This is a genomic window from Fundicoccus ignavus, from assembly GCF_009659375.1.
In the GTDB taxonomy this organism is placed as follows: domain Bacteria; phylum Bacillota; class Bacilli; order Lactobacillales; family Aerococcaceae; genus Fundicoccus; species Fundicoccus ignavus.
In genome coordinates this window covers 14,883-33,747 of the sequence record NZ_WJQT01000010.1, presented here as the reverse complement: position 1 = coordinate 33,747, position 18,865 = coordinate 14,883, and the positions used below count along the sequence as shown (strand labels likewise).

Sequence of the window (18,865 nt, the reverse complement as noted above, 5' to 3'; positions counted from 1 at the left end):
TAATGTAAAATGTGACTATAAGAAAGGGTCGGTGAAAGACATGCAATCATTAGATGAAACAATATTATTCAAATTAGATGATTTAAATAAACGCACCGTGCGAGAAACTTTAGAAATAGTTTATACTGCACTGGAAGAAAAAGGTTATGAGCCAATCAACCAAATAGTTGGTTACTTATTATCTGGTGATCCAGCTTATATTCCGCGTCACAATGATGCACGTAATTTAATTCGTCGTCATGAACGTGATGAAATAGTAGAAAAATTAGTCGAATTTTATTTGACTCAGAAAGAGAGCTAACATTGAATTATCAAAGAACAATGGGATTGGATGTAGGTTCGAGAACTGTTGGTGTAGCCGTCAGTGACTTGATGGGTTGGACTGCTCAAGGCGTTGAAACTATCCGCATCAATGAAGATGAAGGAGATTTCGGATTTGATCGCTTGTTAGTATTAATCAAAGAACAGTCAGTTAATAAGGTAATTATTGGCTTGCCTAAAAATATGAATAATTCTATTGGACCGCGAGCAGAAGCGTCACTGGCTTATGGTGAGAAATTACAAGAATTATTACCAGAAATTGAGATTGCCTATCAAGACGAGCGTTTAACAACTGCTCAAGCTGAGAAGATGTTAATTACAGAAGGCGATGTTTCACGTAAGAAACGTAAGCAAGTTATTGATAAACTTGCCGCAGTAATTATTTTACAAAATTATTTAAATACTAAAAATTAAACAATAGGAGGCTATATTATGGTTCACAATCACGACCACGATCACAATCATGACCACGATCACGAATATATTACAATTTTAGACGAAGAGGGGAACGAGTCTTTATATGAGATTCTATTCACTTTTGAATCTGAAGATTTTAACAAGAGTTATGTATTAGTTTATCCAGCAGGTACAGTTGAAGATGAAGATGTAGAATTACAAGCTTTTTCATACATAGAGACTGAAGAAGGTAATGCTGGTGCTTTACAACCAATTGAAACCGAAGAAGAATGGGATATGGTTGAAGAAGTATTGAATACATTCCTAGCAGACGAAGACTAATAAAAAAGATAGTATCTATCGGACAATCACACTTTTGCGATTAACGCGAAAGTGTGATGTTTTTGTAACATGCAATATGTAGCCAACATAGATGAAGTCTGATATAATGCTAGCATTATTAGTCTTGTTAGTTAAAGGAGGAGTTATGGCTAAATTTGATTGGAAAAAAATTCGTGAACAAGCGAAAACGAAAGAGACTTACCAAGTCAAAGAAAAAATGTGGACGAACCGTATCGTCAAAATCATAATTATCACCTTTCTGACAATCGTAATCGTTGGGAGCTTAGGCAGTTATTTTTATATTAATCATGCGTTAGGACCTGTTGATGATAAAAATGAACAAACTGTTGAGGTAACTGTGCCAATTGGTAGTACGACAGACGATATTGCGGCAATTTTAAAAGAAAATGCTTTAGTTAATAATCAATTTATTTTTGAAGTGTATATGAAATTGCAGAATGTGGGTGAACTTCAAGCCGGTCATTATGAATTTTCAAAAGCGATGAACGTAGATGGGATTATTGCTCAACTTAAAGCAGGTGGGGAACCAATTTTCGAAGATGTTGATACAACAATTACTGTTATTGAAGGAACAACTTTAGAACAGATTGGTGAATTAATTGAAGAAAAAACACCTTATACATCAGAAGAATTTATGACTTTGGTTAATGATGAAACATTTATCAAAGGCTTATCAGAGAAGTTTCCAACATTGTTAGCTGGCTTACTCGATATTGAAGGATTGAAATATCCACTTGAAGGCTACTTATTCCCAGCAACTTATGATTATTTAGCGGGTATGACTTTGGAAGATTTAGTTACCCAGATGGTATCAACGATGAACTTGGAGTTCCAAGCGATTCGAGAAGATTTAGATAATACTTGGTTATCATTCCATCAGGTCTTAACGTTAGCATCCATAGTTGAACGTGAAGGTATTACTAATGAAGATAGAGCGCTCATAGCCGGTGTTTTCTTAAACCGTATTGATGTGGGCATGCCACTTCAAAGTGATATCACAGTGCTTTATGCATTGGGAGAACACAAAGAGTTAGTTACGCTAGAAGATTTAGAAGTTGATTCACCATATAATCTTTATATGTATACAGGGCTAGCACCTGGTCCATATAATAGTCCAAGTATGTCTTCGATAATGGCAACAATTTATCCAACATACTCAGAGTATTACTATTTTGTCGCTGATTTAGATACACAGGAAATTTATTATTCATCTAATATTGATGATCATAATGCTTTAGTTGAGCAATATGTAAATCCATATTTCGAGAGTGATGAATCACAAGCAGAAAGTGAAGAACCTGTGGACGAAGTAACAGAATAAACATTTAATATATGATAAGTTGGCTTAAAAGCAAGTCCCTCCTAAGAAGTGACTGTTGCTAAGCCAACTTCGATTTGTGTAAAGAAACAATTAAACAAGATATAGTATAGGAAGTGTAAAAGTGTCAAAAAAACCGATTATCATTGGAGTAACTGGTGGCTCAGGTAGTGGGAAAACTAGTGTCAGCAATAAAATTTTAAAGCATTTCGGTAACATGAATGTCATGTTACTACAACAAGATTATTACTATAAAGATCAATCACATTTAACATTCGAAGAACGTTTGAATACTAACTATGATCATCCATTAGCGTTTGATACAGAGTTATTCTACCAACATATAAATGACCTTTTAGAAGGTAAATCCATTGAAAAACCTGTTTATGATTATGCTAAACATACAAGAAGCGATGAAGTTGTTATAGAGCATTCACGAGAAGTTATTATCATTGAAGGAATTTTAATTCTAGAAGATAAACGTTTACGTGATTTAATGGATATCAAAGTTTATGTTGACACCGACGATGATATTCGCTTGGCACGAAGAATTCAACGTGATGTTATTGAACGCGGACGCTCAGTTGAATCTGTCATTGAGCAATACGTTAACGTTGTAAAACCAATGTTCCACCAGTTTATTGAGCCTACAAAGCGCTATGCAGACATCATCGTACCTGAGGGTGGTTATAATCAAGTCGCAATTGACTTACTAACCACTAAAATTGGAACGATCATCGGTTTGGAAAAATAGACTACATTTTATATAAATATAAAATATTATATTGAAATCCTTGCAATAAAATGATATCTTAATTTTGTTGTTTTACGAAAAGGGGGTTAGGAGAAAATTATGGAAGAAAAAGTTTATCCAATGACTTTAGAGGGAAAAGCTAAATTAGAAGCTGAACTCGAAGATTTAAAAGTTAACAAAAGAAAAGAAATTGTAGAACGTATTAAAGTTGCTCGTAGTTTTGGTGATTTATCTGAAAACTCAGAATATGAATCAGCAAAAGATGAGCAAGCATTCGTTGAAGGTCGTATTTCGACTTTAGAAACAATGATTCGTTTTGCGGAAATTATTAACGATTCTGATGTTGATGAAAACATTGTTTCATTAGGTCGTAAGATTACTTTTGTGGAATTACCAGATGGTGATGAGGAAACTTACAAAATTGTTGGTAGTGCAGAAGCTGATCCATTAGATGCTAAAATTTCTAATGACTCACCAATCGCTAAAGCTTTATTAAATAAATCAGTTGGCGATGTTGTTTCAATCGAAACGCCTGGTGGAGCCTTTGATGTTAAGATTACAAAAGTAGAAAAAGCATAATGTTAGTTAAACGTTCTTGTTCTTGGGGTAACCTAAGGTCAAGAGCGTTTTTTTGTATTTTAAGAAGTTAGAAAATTTTTAGTTGAGTTACCAAGCTTTGTACTTCGCTCAGCTAATTGTTTATCCAAGGCGATGGTCGCTTTCAAAGCCTCACGGTTGTTCGTGCTTTTCCAGCTCAATCGGCTAGGATGTGTCTAATTCGCTGCGCTCAAAGTCGCACCAAGCTACGCCGATTACCCTTTGTACCGCTCTGGAAAACAAGTCATTGAGCTACGTTAAATATTTTAACAAAAGTAAAGCGATATACTCAAGTTAATACTGCTAAACGGAATTTAAAGGCTTCGGACAAAGTACGAGGTTTTTTTATAATATAAGGTCTATGAGTTTTATGCTGATTTATCAAGCTTTGTACTTCGCTCATCTTGTTGTTTATCCAAGACGGTGGTCGCCCTCAAAGCCTCAGATTCTTCTGAGAGTTACTTAAGCTCATTTGAAGAAGCAAATCTAAATGCAATGTGAAACAAACAACAATCTAGCTATTGGAAATTAAGGTAAATAACACGATTTTAAGAGCAGAATGTATATCAATGGCTACTTATTCTAATTTCTCTTATGTAGCATTTACAACCAGTATATTTTTTGATTTTAGAGATAATGAATTGAAAGTCATAAAATAAGGATAATGTATCATATTTTGATAGGATTATGATAAAATTAAAGCAAGGACTTAATAAAATTTTAACTTTGGTACTTTAGGCGGATGCTCTTAGAACTAGAGCTTGGCATGATAGAGTAAAATGTATATAGAGTGAAAAGAGGCGTCAGATGATTAATTTTTTGAAGAATAATATATTTATTGTAATTGGTGTCAGTTTGACTTTGATTGCATTTGAAATATTCACAACAATGCAAAATGTTGCGATTCTAGGAATTGGTATTCTATTTCTTGTCTCAACATCGTGGGTGAAACAGTCGTTTGTTAAACGATTTCTTTTCATTATTGGCTTTTTTTTCATACTATTATCGCTATTATTAACGAAATCAATTTGGTTATTGTTAGTAGCAATCTTGTTAATTATACTGTTATATCGAACACCAGAGGGAAATGAATTTTTCTTTTTCGGTGAATCTGTCTTACATCCGTTTCAAACAAAAGAACAGTATCATGGTATCCAACTGGTTCAACCTCAAAGTGGGCAACGTTCTTTACTTAAAAATCAGTCACTATTTGACTCTAGGGAAGAGAATAAAAATGTTTATGAATGGGATGATATCAACTTAGCTTATATTGGAGGTAACTCGATTATCGATCTCGGTAACACCATCTTACCAGCAGGAGAAAATATTGTTATGATTCGGAAACTTTTTGGACGAACACGTGTGATTATTCCCAAAGATATTGGTTTGCGGTTAAATATTAGCGCAGTTTCTGGACAAGTTGTGTTTGAATCGCAACAATATTTATTGAGAGGCGATAATTTTCAGTGGACGAGTCCTGCTTATTCAGATTCAGATCGCAAATTAAAAGTGATCATTTCAATTGTTACCGGAGATATCGAGGTGATTTTACTGTGAATTTACGTTTGTGGTTTCGTTTATTTTTAAACCAAGTCTTTATAAGTATTTCTTTCGTAGTCGTTATCATATTAATTATTGTCAGGCCATTAGCTATCTTACCTCTGGATGAGTTATTATTTAGGACAGTTTTCAGACTACCATTTATACTTGTTTTATTAGCTTTTATAGTAGCAAGCTCAGCGGTCTATGCAGTTTATATTGCGTTTTCTTTAAATGAACCTTATGAACAAATACGCGCTAAAATTAATTGGCTCTTACTCGGAAAGTATAAACACAGTATATTCAACCAAGAAGTAAATCAACGTAGTTGGTATGATAATGACAAAATATTATCCAACGACATCAATCGTATACGCGAAAGATTAGTGCAATTATCCGCTGATTTACAAGAATTTACCGCTGCACCTGTTTTTGTTGGCGAAGACACCAAAGAAGAGATTATCGAAAAAGAACGCTCGAGAATTGCACGCGAACTCCATGATTCAGTTAGTCAGCAATTGTTTGCGGCCATGATGATGTTATCAGCGATTAACGAAACAATCGATGGTCAATTATCAGAACCAGTCAAAAAACAATTGATTAAAGTTGAAGAAGTTATCGGTAATGCGCAAACGGAAATGCGTGCATTACTGTTACACTTAAGACCAGTGGCATTAGAAGACCGCTCCTTAAAACAAGGCATTACCAATCTGTTGGAAGAGTTGTATTCGAAAGTGTCATTAGAATTAAAATGGGAATTGATGGAAACGACTTTAGACAGTGGGATTGAGGACCATTTATTTAGAATTGTTCAAGAAGCAGTTTCCAATACGCTAAGACACGCCAAAGCAAATAAATTAGAAGTTTACCTCAATCAAACTCAAGATAGTGTGACACTCAAAATTGTTGATGATGGCGTAGGCTTTGAAAGTAACCAACCAGATAAAGTGGGGAGTTACGGCTTAAGAAACATGCGAGAACGTGTCGTGGGTCTGGGCGGCACATTTAAGATTGTCAGCATTAAACAGCAAGGAACGATCGTAGATATAAGTATTCCAGTATAAACTTAAAAGATAGGATGTCGATTATGATAAAAGTATTACTAGTAGATGATCATGAAATGGTAAGATTGGGTGTTTCATCCTATTTGATGGTTCAACCTGATATTGAAGTAGTAGGTGAAGCTGAAAATGGTTTGCAAGGCTACACTAAAGCGTTGGAATTACAGCCTGACATTATATTAATGGACTTGGTAATGGATGTAATGGATGGTATTGAAGCGACACAAAAGATAATGACAGACTGGCCAGAAGCCAAAATAATTATCGTCACTTCGTTTTTAGATGACGAGAAAGTATACCCAGCGATTGAAGCGGGCGCATCCAGTTACATTCTTAAAACATCATCAGCAAAAGAAATAGCCGATGCAATTCGTTCGACTCATGCGGGGAATAATGTGATAGAAGCAGAAGTAACGAACAAAATATTAGAACGTGATGCAAAAGAAAAAGAGCATCATTTACATGATGATTTAACTAGCCGTGAGCTAGAGGTATTATTATTGATTGCCAAAGGTTATGCTAACCAAGAAATAGCGGATGAATTGTTTATTACATTAAAAACGGTTAAAACGCATGTTTCAAATATTCTGTCTAAATTAGAAGTCGTTGACCGAACTCAAGCAACAATCTATGCTTTTCAAAACGAACTAATGAAATAGTGGGACATATTTTGAAAGGGTATAATAATTATTCATGTTTTCTATGACTTTGACGGACTATCTTTTTAATAAGTTTAATGTATAATATGTTAGAAACCTTTATTGAGAGGAGAACAAAAATGAAATTAACTGTAGATAAGCAAGCTGCTGCATGGTTTAAAGAAGAAGTTGGTATCCGAGAGGGTGCAGGTATTCGAATTAAAGCTAAAATTTATGGTGGTAGTCCAGTACGTGAGGGCTTCGGTTTAGCAATTGATCCAATTGAACCGCTTAATCCAATCGTAACTTATAAAGCAGATAATGGTGTTTTATTCTTTATTGAGGATACAGATGAGTGGTTTTTTGATGGACATGATTTGAATATTACATTGAATGAACATGCTGAACCACATTATGTTTATCTTAAAGATGGGGTTGCAATTAACTAAATGTAACGAGGTTCGGAGGAAATATTATGACAAGTTATTCTAACAATAAAACAAAAGATTTGGTAAGGATTAGTCTGTTTATGGCGATCATTATCCTTCAATCTTGGGTACCTTTTTTAGGTAACATCACGATTCCGCTATATCCATTGGCTATTACATTTATACATGTAACGGTCATTGTAGCTACTTTGTACCTAGGCACTAAGGCTGGTGTTATTGTAGGTGGAGTATGGGGTGTGAATAGTTTAATACGTGCTTACGTGATGCCGACATCGCCAATGTACATTTATGTATTTAACTCACCTTTTGTGACGATATTACCGAGAATGTTGATGCCATTAATTGTTGGCTTTATTTCTCACAAAATACTAAGCAAATCGGTTTCGTTTAAAGTCAATGCAGCCATTTCTGGTGTGTTAGGCAGCTTATTAAATACGGTGCTAGTTCTAGGTTCTATTGTTGTATTTAGAAGAGAACAATACTTATCTATTCAAGATGCTTCGATGGAAACATTATGGAGTATTCTAAGTGGTATTGTGATTGCGAATGGTATACCCGAAATGATTTTAGCAGGTATCTTAGTTCCCGTTATTTTAATTGCGCTTAAGGGCGTTAATGGTGAAAGAAAATAATCAAATTAAAAAGCACAAGCTTGAGTAAAAACTCGAGCCTGTGCTTTTTTCTTATACTAGGTTATTTTTTACTAATGCTTCTGCAATTTGAACGGAGTTTGTGGCAGCACCTTTTCGGATGTTATCTGCTACAACATAAATATTAATTCCATTCTCAAGTGACTCATCACGGCGTATACGTCCAACAAAGACTTCGTCCTTTCCAGTAGCTTCTGATTGAAGCGGGTACTTCTGATTGGCGTTATCATCGACTACGACAATTCCAGGATATTTAGCAAAATCTTCTCTTACAGTGTCTAAATCAAATTCTTTTTCCAATTCAATATTGATGCTGACACCATGCGAGTTTTTAATTGGGACACGTACTGTTGTTGCCGTTACTCTTAATTCAGGCATTTCAAGTATTTTGCGTGTTTCTTCAATCATTTTGATTTCTTCTTTTGTATAGCCATTATCTAAGAAAACATCAATTTGTGGAATAACCGTATCATTAATCGGATAAGGGAAATTATTCGTTGTGTTGTTCTCTAAGTCAGCTAGACCTTTTTGACCAGCGCCTGAAACAGCTTGATAAGTACTATAAACAACACGTTTAATTCCGTATGGTTTTAGTGCTGCTAAAGGTACAACAGATTGAATTGTCGAACAGTTTGGATTCGCAATAATTTTAGAACCATTGGCCAAAGCATTTGAATTCACTTCTGGCACTACTAATGGTACCTTTGGATCCATACGCCAAGCTGAACTGTTATCAATCACAATAACGCCATTGTCAGCAGCGAAAGGAGCATAGTGTGTAGAAGTTTCGCCACCAGCAGAGAAAATCGCAATATCGATTGGGGCTTTTAATGAATCCTCTTTTAATTCTTGAATGGTGATGGCTTCACCTTTAAAATCGATAGTTTGACCTGCTGAACGAGCAGAAGCAAAAAGACTTAAGTTTTCAATTGGAAAATCTCTTTCCTCGAGAACTTGAATAATTTTACGACCTACAACACCAGTTGCGCCACAAACGGCTAAGTTATATTGTTTTGACATTGGATATAAAACTCCTTTCGATAAATCTTATTATCGTTAACCCTAAAGATTTCAGTTGGAAATGTCAAGTGATTATTTCATTAAAAATTAATAATGTTTTGTAAAATTAGTAATAAATGTTATTAATTCAGTGTTTTTAAATGGGAATAATATTAGAAAAAAATTCAGTTGATTGACAAAGCGAAAAATGATTGTTATGCTAGTTCCAGATTGAAAAAATAAATAAATGGTTTTTGGGCGAGGCGCGATTGACAAGAGTACAAACTAGGTTTGGAAAGGGGATATCGCCGAAACGAGCAATCGTTGGGGGCTGATCATAATAGGTCTGTCACTGTTGTAATTAACTGCCCTGTTAATTACGAAGAGCAAGCAAATACCGGGCAAAGAATTTTACACTTGATGATAAATTGACAGCTATTGGAGCTAGTCTTTTAAGAAGTGAGACCCCGGACCCTTTGTTCGAGGTCTCTTTTTGTATATTTTGGAAAGAAAGAATACTATATTGAGGAGCAACAAGATGCGCTTAGAAAAATATCAAAACGTTCAAGATGGACGATTAAAACATGCTGGTCATGATTACTTAGAATTGGCAGAAACTTATGGCACACCCTTATATATTTTTGATGAAGCGAGTTTCCGCGAACGCGTCAAAGGTTACCAACAAGCAATGGAGACTCCATATTTCGAGACAGAAGTTCTATATGCATCAAAAGCTCTTTTGACTAAAGCGATTGCTCGTTTAATTTCAGAATTAGGCATCGGGCAAGACGTTGTGAGTGCTGGGGAAATTTTTACTGGCATTCATAATGGTGTCAATCCAGAAAAGATGTATTTCCATGGTAATAATAAATTGAATCAAGAAATTCGTTATGCGATTGAGAATAATGTTGGAACAATTGTGATTGATAATCGTATGGAAGTAGAACGTGTGAATCAAATCGCTGGAGAAATAGGCAAGAAACAACGCGTTTTACTACGATTGAATCCAGGAGTTGAAGCTCATACGCATGAGTATATTATGACGGCGAATTTAGATTCAAAATTTGGTGAGAGTGTCTTCGATGAAGCCATTGACACGGTTATTCAACGTTTAGCAACGGCTGAGAACTTAAATTTCGCAGGTTTCCATAGTCACATCGGAAGTCAAATATTTGAAGAAGCTTCTTTCTACAAAGCTGCTACTGAACTATTAACTTTTTCGGCAGCGGTGCAGAATAAGTTGGGAATAAAGATTGAGGAAATAAACTTTGGTGGTGGATTCGGTGTTTATTATACTGAAACAGATCAACCATTTAATGTTGTGGATTTCTTACCAAATTTCATTGAACATGTTCATGCAGAAGCAGTTAAGCTTGAAATTAATTTAAAGAAAGTGACGATTGAGCCGGGACGTTCATTAGTTAATGCTTCAGGTAGCACTTTGTATGAAATTGGTGACTTGAAACATACAGCAGGTGGAAAAGATTATGCCTTTATCGATGGTAGTATGAATGACAATATTCGACCAGCCTTGTATCAGGCAGAGTATGAAGCAATGGTAGTGAATAAAGCGGAATTTCCTGCAGAAAAAACCTATACGATTGCTGGAAAAGCTTGTGAGAGTGGCGATAAAATTATTGAAAATATTGAGTTGCCAGAATTGACTACCGGAGATTTATTGTTAGTTAATGGAACTGGTGCTTATAATTATTCAATGGCAAGCAACTATAATCGCATCCCACGACCGGCAATGATTCATGTTAATGAGGATAAACATTATATAACGGTTAAACGCGAAAGTTTCGAAGAAATGATGATGAGAGAAATTTAAGGATATAAAATTAGGAGGAAAATTATTATGCATATTTATGAAGGATCAGCGGTTGCGCTAGTAACACCATTTGATGAAAGAACGAATGAAATAGATTGGACAGCATTTGAAGAGTTACTTGATTTTCATTTAGATAATTTAACCGATGCTTTGGTTATTACGGGAACAACAGGTGAAAGTTCAACTTTAACTGATGGGGAACAAATAGAATTAATTAAATTTGCGGTAGACTATGTTGATGGCCGAGTACCGATTATTGCAGGAACAGGTATTAACGATACTGCTCACTCAATTAAATTAAGCCAACAGGCAGAAATGGTCGGAGCAGATGCCTTATTAATTGTTACACCTTATTATAATAAAACCTCAACACGTGGTATGTTGATTCATTTTAAAACAATTGCTGACTCAGTGAATATCCCAATCATTCTATACCATGTTCCAGGCCGAACCGGGGCTGTATTAACAGTTGATCAAGTGGTTGAATTAGCAAATCACCCAAATATCGTCGCAATTAAAGATGCGACTGGAGATTTAGAGTATACGCGTGAATTACGCGAGCGACTACCAGAAGAATTCGCGATTTATTCAGGGAATGATGATATCAACTTAGAAATGCTTAAATTAGGCGTTAATGGTTTTATTTCTGTGACGGCCAATGTTTTACCACGTGAACTACATCAACAATATGAATTATTCGCGAATGGTCAATTGGATGAAGCAGAGGCTTTAACAGAAAGATTAGCAGGTATTAATGAAGCATTGTTCTTAGAAACAAATCCAATTCCTGTAAAATATTTGGTTCATGAAATGGGTTATATCCAGAATAGTTACCGACTACCACTAATTGAACCAAGTGAAGAAGTAAAAACAGAATTGGCTCAATACGACACATTAGTGAGTGACTATAAAAAAGCTTAAGCTTTTTAATAAAGGGGGAGATAAGCTTGAGAATACTATTAGTAGGTGCAAGCGGTGCGATGGGTCAATCAGTCGTTCGATTTGTTGAACAAACGACTGATCAAGTAACGGTTGCATTACAGGACAAAGAGAGTAACGAAGAGAGTTATGAGGTTTTTACTACGTTTGAAGCAATGAGCCAATATTTAACAGAAAATCCTGAAGCAGCAGATGTTATCATTGATTTTTCTTCACCGAAAATTACCGATGACGTTTTAAAAATTGCTGAAAAACACCAAACTCCTTTGATGTTGGCGACAACCGGTCAAACTGAAGAACAGGAACAACTGATTAAAGCTGCAGCAAAAAATATTGCGATTGTCGATACTCATAACACGAGCATTGGTGTTAATGTGATGCAAGCGCTCGTAGCGCAAATGACAAAAATGTTGTATCCATTAGGATACGATATTGAAGTAATTGAAAAACATCACCGTTATAAGAAAGATTCACCAAGTGGAACAGCTAAGATGATTTTAAAAGCTGCACAAGATAGTATCGATGAGACGACGACTGTCTTAAATGGTAGAGACGGAGTTGACTACGAACGCCCTCATAGTGAGATTGGTGTACATGCGATTAGAGGCGGCGATATTGTAGGGGAACATACGATTTTATTTGCGAATAATCAAGAAACACTAGAGTTAACTCATCGTGCTGGTACAAAAGATTTATTTGTTCGTGGCGCTTTACAAGCAGCGCGTTTTCTAGTAAATGCGGAGCCAGGTTTATATGACATGCATGATGTAATAGGTTAATCATAAAAAATTCCCCTACAAATTGAAGTAGGGGATTGTTTTTTTATAATATTAGAGATTATAAGTTTAGTAGTATTTGTGTTTCACTCACCGTAGTGACAGCTTAACTAAAGTAGCGAAATATAGTAAACAACACGGCTAAACAAAATTTGAAGTATTCTCAGATTTGTGTAAATAAATTAATCGACACCTTTAATATCCCGAACTATAGATTATAACCTAAAAGATAATATGGTTTATAAAATTCATTAAATGAAAATTCAAGCGCAAAAATAATTAAAACAAGGATAAGATTATTTGACCTTATTTGATATTATAATCAAAACGTGTTATAATAAAAGTCCTACGGGGATGTCATGGTTTCGACAGGTATTGTCGAGCTGTTGATGCGCCAGCAAGGCAGCGACTTGCTAAAAACGCTACAGTTAAATATAACTGCAAACAAAACAAACAACAATTTCGCTTTAGCAGCCTAAGAACTGCGGGTGAAGATCAGTCTGGCATCACCCATGTGCTCAGGTCCTGGTCTCAAATTAAGTGGGTTACGATTTAACTTTCCGTCTGCAAGTTAGATAAGAGATTACCAGACTCGCGACAATCGATGCCCGTTGGTCGGCTAGATTAGAGCTAAACTTTAAATGGACTCAACTATTGGCGTAGATTTGATAGTGGCGAGATATTTGGACAGGGGTTCGACTCCCCTCATCTCCATAATATAAAACACAGAAGGCTCTATAAGCTCCCAAAGCTTATAGAGCCTTTTTTATTTTGTCTAAATGGTAGTCATGGCATTCAATTTGGCATTCATTTTATGAACTAGTAAATTGTTTAACCGAGTTTGAAAGGCACTTCGTTTTTGATTCCATAAATAAAGCAAAATCTTCAGCAGTTTCAAGTTTTCTTTTTTTGGTGACGTGTGTGTAAATGTTCATGGTGGTTTGAATATCCGAATGACCTAAACGGTCTTTTACCACTTCCATAGGCACAACAGCTTCAAATAATAAAGAGGTGCTAGTGTGTCTTAGATCATGTACGGTTATTTGTAGCAAACCAGCTTTAATTTGAACTTGTCGCATGTTGTTTCTTAATTGGCTGGAAGTTATATGTTTATTAGTTGAATCAGCAGGGAACACTAATTGCTTGCTCTCTCTAAATCCATTAAAGAAGCATAGATAATTAAGTTTACCTAAAGTATAATAAAAGTAAGAAATTAATAAAACAGAGGTGAATCTGTGAAAGTAAAGAAGTTTTATCGGACTCAACGTGAAGTTGCATCTGTAATTAATGAAATTGTTGATGACTATTGGGTAGATAATCTAACAGATGAAGAGTTAGAAAAAAATGTAACAATGATTTACCAAAATAATCAAGATAAGATTATAAAAAATAACGATTATACTACCATAATAAAACAGCAATGCGGTAAAAATCGCTTAGCTATCGTATCTAAAATTATTGACGTTAATACTGAGGAGATAACCACACCATGACAGATAAAGTATATTCAACATCTTTAACAGGTGCTGGCTTTAGATTTTTTGAATTTAAATTAATAGTTAATCTAGTAGAAGAAGGATTAACGGATGAAGAAATAAGGGAAAAAGTCTTTGAAGAAAACTTATTTCAACAAAAAGCATCGAGTACGACTAGAAGTTTTCCATATATATTAAAACGAGCAAGAACATTAGACGATCAATTACGAAAATATGTCTTAGAAGAATCAAATCAAATGGCTAAACAAATTAACTTTTATGCCATTATGAAAACAGACTTATTGTTCTATGAATTTATAGATGAAATTATAAAAATCAAACTTCAGAATAGCGATTTGATTTATGAGAAAAAAGATATCAATATTTTTTTTAATGAAAAGGCAGATCACAATGAGAAGCTAGCTAATTGGAGTGAGTCAACGCTTAAACGCTTAAAAAGCTCATACAATCGTCTTTTGTTAGAAATAGGTTATTTAAGTAAGTTAAGCTCAACAGATTTAATTCTAATTCAACTGGATGATTTGTTGCGAGATTATCTAGTGAAAATTGGTGACAAAAAATATGTTGAAGCTATGGAAGGATAGACTTTATGAAAAACATAGATAGAAGATTAGATCTAATCAAAGATAAAATTCATGAAGAGACTTTCATTGACGGTCGAGGGCTTGGAAATGAACTTAGCTTTTATATCTTTGATTACGATCCAAAAGATGAGTTAAAAGTAAGGGATCATGTGAACTATCTTATCAAAGATTACTTCAAGGCACCGCATCATAATCGACGGATTATTGAATTTAATCTGTACGACATGTTTTTAGAAATTGCAAAAGAAAAAAACATCTACGATCAAATTTTTAAAATGGAAGAAAAAGAAGGCAAAGAATTTCTCTATCGGGCATTAACCACTTTCGCAAGGCCCGAAATATTTTTAGATAAAATTAAAAATGAAATTGGTGATTATAACGTTCTGTTTATAACAGGAGTTGGTCAAATCTATCCAATTGTTCGAACACATAACATCTTAAACAATCTTCAAGACATATTGGAAGATAAAACACCTGTTATCTTATTTTACCCAGGTCAATATAGTGAACAAGATTTACAATTATTTGATAGATTAGAACCAGAAAATTACTATCGTGCATTTCGATTAATCGATGACTTTAAGGAGGAATTGTTTTGATAATAAAAGATATGTTTTTAAAGGATATAAATCGTGATATTCGTGGTGTCGTTAAAGTACAACAAAGAGATGAAGAGATTGTCTACCAAGAATTGGATGAATATGTAGTAACTAAAGAATTGATAAAGCATTTTTCACGTTTTTATGAAAATTACGCACGAAGTGTCGATCAACCAACAGATAAAATGGGTGTTTGGATTAGTGGATTCTTCGGTTCCGGTAAATCTCACTTCCTGAAAATTTTGTCATATTTATTAAATAATCAACCCGTACTTGGTAAAAAACCTGTTGACTTTTTTGAAGAGAAAATAAATGATCCAATGGTTTATGCTTTAATGGAAAAAGCAGCGTCTGTGGAGGCAGACACCATTTTATTTAATATTGATGCAAAGAGTAATACGAGCTATACAAGTAGAGATGCAATTCTACGTGTTTTCAAAAAAGTATTTGACGAGCATAGAGGCTATTATGGTGATAACACAGCTATTTCAAGAATGGAAAAATTCTTGGATGATGAAGGGAACTTTGAAGCATTCAAGGAAAAATATGAAGGACTGGCTAATGAATCTTGGGTAGGAAATCAAAGTAACTTCTATTTTAGAGGAGAAGAGATTATTCAATCTCTTGCTCATGCCTCGAATATGTCAGTAGACGGTGCTAGAAATTGGTACGAGAGAGTGGATCAAGCAGATGACCTTACCATCGAATCATTTGCGCAGGAAGTGAAAGAATTCGTTGATAGCAAAGATAATAATTTCCATCTAGTATTTTTAGTTGACGAAATTGGTCAATACATAGGCGACAATCGAAGCTTAATGTTGAACTTGCAAACTGTTGTGGAAAGTTTAGGCGCAACTTCATTAGGTAAAGTTTGGGTTCTTGTGACGTCACAAGAAAGTATCGATGATGTTATCAAAGTAAAAGGGGATGACTTTTCGAGAATTCAAGGTCGATTTGATACAAGACTTTCTTTATCATCGACTTCCGCAGATGAAGTCATTAAGAAAAGAATTTTAGATAAAAAACCAGCAGTTACTGAACGACTACAAGCAGTATATCCGGAACAAGGTCCAATTTTAAATAATCTAATTAGTTTCAGAGACACGCCAGGAAATTATAGAGGATATAATGATGGAGTAGAGTTTGCACAAGATTATCCATTTGTACCCTACCAATTTAAGTTATTACAAAATATCTTTGAGCAAGTAAGAAAACATGGTTCTTCAGGAAAGCATCTTTCTGAAGGGGAGCGTTCACTTTTATCGGCTTATCAAGAAGCAGCACAGCAATATGGAAATGAACAAGAAGGGGCACTCATTCCACTTTACGCATTCTATAATACGATGAGTGAATTTTTAAATCCTACAATCACTCGAGTGATTAATAGTGCAGCAAACAATCCAAACTTAGCTGACGATGAATTCCACTTGAATCTTCTAAAAGTACTCTTTATGATTAAATATATCGAAGAAATTCCTGGAAACATTGATAATATAGCTACTTTAATGCTAACGAATGTGAACGAAGATAAAACAGTACTTAAACAAAAGCTGACGGAATCTTTAAACAAACTTCGACAAGAACGCTTAATTCAAAAGAATGGTGAAAATTTTATCTTCTTAACCGATGAGGAACAAGACATTAACCGTGAAATCCAAAGCATTTCAATAGATGAAATGGAAATTATTCAGTCACTCTCTGAGTATTTATTTGAAGATGTTTTTCCAGAGAAAAAATTCCGATTCTCAAATCACTACCATTTCGATTTTAATGAAATACTCGACACAGTAAAGCATGGTAGACAAACAGCTAGCATCAACTTATCTGTTTTATCAGCTATTTCATCAAGTGACGTAGAAGATCAAGAATTACAAATGGACTCGATGAATTCAAGAGATTTAATTGTTCGATTAGGCGGAGACGCTTCTTACATTGAGGAAATGGAAGAAGTTCTGAAGATTGAAAAATATCGTATGCGTCGCAATGTAAATGATTTATCTGAGACAAAACAAAACATACTAAATAATAAGCAGGCAGAGGTACGTGAACGTCGACGTCGAGTAAGAGATTTACTGGAAAAAGCCGTGAAAGAAGCAGATTTCTATGCGAATGGTCAAAAACTTACAACAAATGGTTCGACAGCTCGCGAGCGTATCAATAATGGCTTATCTTATCTTGTTGAGAATACCTATTATAAATTAAGTTTGGTGAAAGACCATATCAACAGTGAACGAGACTTAAAACTAAAAATCACTTCGAATGAAGGAGCTTTATCGCTTGAAATGGATGACTCTACTTATCCAAATAGAGCTGCTATGAATGAGATTGAACAGTACATTGAATTACAAACTCAAATGAGCAAACAAATTACTGTGAAATTCATTTATGATCATTTCGGAGCAGTTCCATTCGGTTGGAAATCATTAGATATTTCAGGTATGTTAGTGGATTTATTAAAAGATGAAAAGATCCGCTTACGATACAATACCGTTTATTTAAATACGCAAGAGTCTCATAAAGAGTTAATGGATGTCTTTACGAACAATATAGAAAGTGCGAAAGGCATTATTCTTAAACGTGAAAAAGTGGATAGTGCCTTAATATCCAAAGTAAGACGTATCGCAAGAAGCTTGTTCGATACAGTCAGTTTACCACAAGATGAAGATGGTATGATGTTAGGTATTCAAGATTTAATCAATGACAAAATATCTAAAATTAATGATTACAAACAAATGTACACGAATAAAAAATATCCAGGATTTAGTTTATTAGAAAAAGGAACCCAACTCTTTGACCAATTCAACAATCGATTAGACAACCTCACTTACTTTAATAAATTAGTTGAGATGGAAGAGCAATTGATTCAGTGGGAAGAAGATTTTGAGTATATTAAAGGCTTTTATGGTTCTAATCAAAAAAATCTTTTCGATGATGGTTTGGAGATACTGAATCGTTATGAAGAGAATCAATCATTCTTTGAGAATGAAGCGAACGAGACGATTGACAACAGTGTGCGAGAGTTAGAGAAAATTATAAAGAATCCTATTCCTTACTCAGAAATCAGAAAAATTCCTGAATTCAGAGATAACTTTAACGAAACATTTGATGATATTTTAGAAGAGCGACAAAATAAAGCAAAAGAAAGAATTCAAGATGATTATAATCGTATGAAACAATACAGCAAGCAAGAGGGAATTTCTGACCAAACAGTAGAAAAAATTAACAGTACTTGGACGAATTATTTAAGTCAAATTGAGGGTACCAGTGATATTCACCGAGTAGATGCTTTGACGGTTTATAGTAATGATGCGAAAGAAAAATATGAAAGAACAATCCAACGAGAAGTATACGCGCATTATCAGAATAATAACGGAAATGAAGACACTTCATCAACTGTTGTGGATCCTAAACCAGTTCAAAAGGTAAGAATTACAAGTCTTGTAAAACCAGCTAGAATAGAGAATGAGCAAGATATTGCTAATTACTTGAATAAACTGTCACGAGAATTGAAACAAAGAATTCAAATGCATCAGATTATTGAAATAATAGATTAGA

20 protein-coding genes, 1 other RNA gene and 1 riboswitch are annotated in these 18,865 nt (G+C 34.6%); of the genes, 19 read left to right on the top strand and 2 right to left on the bottom strand.

What is annotated here, in order from left to right; all coding sequences use genetic code 11:
* The first annotated feature begins 40 nt into the window (after nucleotides 1-40).
* The 11 genes from GF867_RS07900 to GF867_RS07850 all read left to right on the top strand — a co-directional run bounded on the left by GF867_RS07900 (nucleotide 41) and on the right by GF867_RS07850 (nucleotide 8,068).
* On the top strand, nucleotides 41-301 hold the full coding sequence (locus tag GF867_RS07900) for an IreB family regulatory phosphoprotein (RefSeq protein WP_153832628.1): 261 nt from the start codon (nucleotides 41-43) through the stop codon (nucleotides 299-301).
* Between the two features lie 20 nt (nucleotides 302-321).
* Nucleotides 322-735, top strand: a complete 414-nt coding sequence (gene ruvX / locus GF867_RS07895) for a Holliday junction resolvase RuvX (RefSeq protein WP_153832627.1) — start codon at nucleotides 322-324, stop codon at nucleotides 733-735.
* Nucleotides 736-753: 18 nt separating this feature from the next.
* Nucleotides 754-1,059 carry a DUF1292 domain-containing protein gene (locus tag GF867_RS07890; RefSeq protein ID WP_153832564.1) on the top strand — a complete coding sequence of 102 codons (306 nt, stop codon included), beginning with the start codon at nucleotides 754-756 and terminating at the stop codon, nucleotides 1,057-1,059.
* A gap of 145 nt (nucleotides 1,060-1,204) precedes the next feature.
* Nucleotides 1,205-2,401, top strand: coding sequence for an endolytic transglycosylase MltG (gene mltG, locus GF867_RS07885; RefSeq protein WP_153832563.1), 1,197 nt, complete (start codon nucleotides 1,205-1,207; stop codon nucleotides 2,399-2,401).
* Nucleotides 2,402-2,522: 121 nt separating this feature from the next.
* A complete protein-coding gene (gene udk, locus GF867_RS07880) occupies nucleotides 2,523-3,152 on the top strand; it encodes a uridine kinase (protein ID WP_311453820.1) in 630 nt (209 codons plus the stop codon).
* Between the two features lie 99 nt (nucleotides 3,153-3,251).
* On the top strand, nucleotides 3,252-3,731 hold the full coding sequence (gene greA, locus GF867_RS07875; protein WP_153832562.1) for a transcription elongation factor GreA: 480 nt from the start codon (nucleotides 3,252-3,254) through the stop codon (nucleotides 3,729-3,731).
* 825 nt (nucleotides 3,732-4,556) lie between these two features.
* On the top strand, nucleotides 4,557-5,306 hold the full coding sequence (gene liaF, locus GF867_RS07870; RefSeq protein ID WP_153832561.1) for a cell wall-active antibiotics response protein LiaF: 750 nt from the start codon (nucleotides 4,557-4,559) through the stop codon (nucleotides 5,304-5,306).
* A complete protein-coding gene (locus GF867_RS07865; protein ID WP_366927795.1) occupies nucleotides 5,303-6,352 on the top strand; it encodes a sensor histidine kinase in 1,050 nt (349 codons plus the stop codon). The genes liaF and GF867_RS07865 overlap by 4 nt, the downstream gene beginning before the upstream one ends.
* A 23-nt stretch (nucleotides 6,353-6,375) precedes the next feature.
* Entirely contained in the window at nucleotides 6,376-7,008 is a 633-nt protein-coding gene (locus GF867_RS07860) for a response regulator transcription factor (protein WP_153832560.1), read from the top strand.
* A gap of 119 nt (nucleotides 7,009-7,127) precedes the next feature.
* On the top strand, nucleotides 7,128-7,436 hold the full coding sequence (locus GF867_RS07855) for a HesB/YadR/YfhF family protein (RefSeq protein ID WP_153832559.1): 309 nt from the start codon (nucleotides 7,128-7,130) through the stop codon (nucleotides 7,434-7,436).
* A 26-nt stretch (nucleotides 7,437-7,462) separates the two neighbouring features.
* A complete protein-coding gene (locus GF867_RS07850; RefSeq protein WP_153832558.1) occupies nucleotides 7,463-8,068 on the top strand; it encodes an ECF transporter S component in 606 nt (201 codons plus the stop codon).
* Nucleotides 8,069-8,119: 51 nt separating this feature from the next.
* Here GF867_RS07850 and GF867_RS07845 read toward each other — a convergent pair whose 3' ends face one another.
* Complete coding sequence (locus GF867_RS07845) at nucleotides 8,120-9,106, bottom strand: aspartate-semialdehyde dehydrogenase (protein ID WP_153832557.1); 987 nt, start codon at nucleotides 9,104-9,106, stop codon at nucleotides 8,120-8,122.
* Nucleotides 9,107-9,335: 229 nt separating this feature from the next.
* A riboswitch (Lysine riboswitch) is annotated at nucleotides 9,336-9,483 on the top strand.
* Nucleotides 9,484-9,623: 140 nt separating this feature from the next.
* On the opposite strand from GF867_RS07845, the gene lysA reads away from it, so the two are divergent.
* From lysA to ssrA, 4 genes are all read left to right on the top strand, one after another.
* Complete coding sequence (lysA, locus tag GF867_RS07840) at nucleotides 9,624-10,916, top strand: diaminopimelate decarboxylase (RefSeq protein WP_153832556.1); 1,293 nt, start codon at nucleotides 9,624-9,626, stop codon at nucleotides 10,914-10,916.
* Between the two features lie 27 nt (nucleotides 10,917-10,943).
* Nucleotides 10,944-11,837, top strand: coding sequence for a 4-hydroxy-tetrahydrodipicolinate synthase (gene dapA, locus GF867_RS07835; protein ID WP_153832555.1), 894 nt, complete (start codon nucleotides 10,944-10,946; stop codon nucleotides 11,835-11,837).
* 26 nt (nucleotides 11,838-11,863) lie between these two features.
* Nucleotides 11,864-12,634 (top strand): 4-hydroxy-tetrahydrodipicolinate reductase, encoded by a 771-nt coding sequence (gene dapB, locus GF867_RS07830; RefSeq protein WP_153832554.1) that lies wholly within the window; start codon nucleotides 11,864-11,866, stop codon nucleotides 12,632-12,634.
* A 347-nt stretch (nucleotides 12,635-12,981) separates the two neighbouring features.
* Nucleotides 12,982-13,348: a transfer-messenger RNA gene (gene ssrA / locus GF867_RS07825) on the top strand.
* Nucleotides 13,349-13,443: 95 nt separating this feature from the next.
* Here ssrA and GF867_RS07820 read toward each other — a convergent pair.
* Nucleotides 13,444-13,896 carry a tyrosine-type recombinase/integrase gene (locus GF867_RS07820; RefSeq protein ID WP_153832553.1) on the bottom strand — a complete coding sequence of 151 codons (453 nt, stop codon included), beginning with the start codon at nucleotides 13,894-13,896 and terminating at the stop codon, nucleotides 13,444-13,446.
* On the opposite strand from GF867_RS07820, the gene GF867_RS07815 reads away from it, so the two are divergent.
* The 4 genes from GF867_RS07815 to brxC are packed head-to-tail and all read left to right on the top strand — an operon-like array spanning nucleotide 13,867 to nucleotide 18,864.
* Nucleotides 13,867-14,124, top strand: coding sequence for a TIGR04540 family protein (locus GF867_RS07815; RefSeq protein WP_216650280.1), 258 nt, complete (start codon nucleotides 13,867-13,869; stop codon nucleotides 14,122-14,124). The two genes, GF867_RS07820 and GF867_RS07815, sit on opposite strands and share 30 nt — an antisense overlap.
* Nucleotides 14,121-14,711, top strand: a complete 591-nt coding sequence (locus GF867_RS07810; RefSeq protein ID WP_153832552.1) for a DUF1819 family protein — start codon at nucleotides 14,121-14,123, stop codon at nucleotides 14,709-14,711. Before GF867_RS07815 ends, GF867_RS07810 begins: the two co-directional genes overlap by 4 nt.
* Before the next feature lie 5 nt (nucleotides 14,712-14,716).
* Nucleotides 14,717-15,310: a DUF1788 domain-containing protein gene (locus tag GF867_RS07805; protein ID WP_153832551.1), complete on the top strand. Its 594-nt coding sequence runs from the start codon at nucleotides 14,717-14,719 to the stop codon at nucleotides 15,308-15,310.
* A complete protein-coding gene (gene brxC / locus GF867_RS07800) occupies nucleotides 15,307-18,864 on the top strand; it encodes a BREX system P-loop protein BrxC (protein WP_153832550.1) in 3,558 nt (1,185 codons plus the stop codon). Before GF867_RS07805 ends, brxC begins: the two co-directional genes overlap by 4 nt.
* Nucleotide 18,865 lies beyond the last annotated feature (1 nt).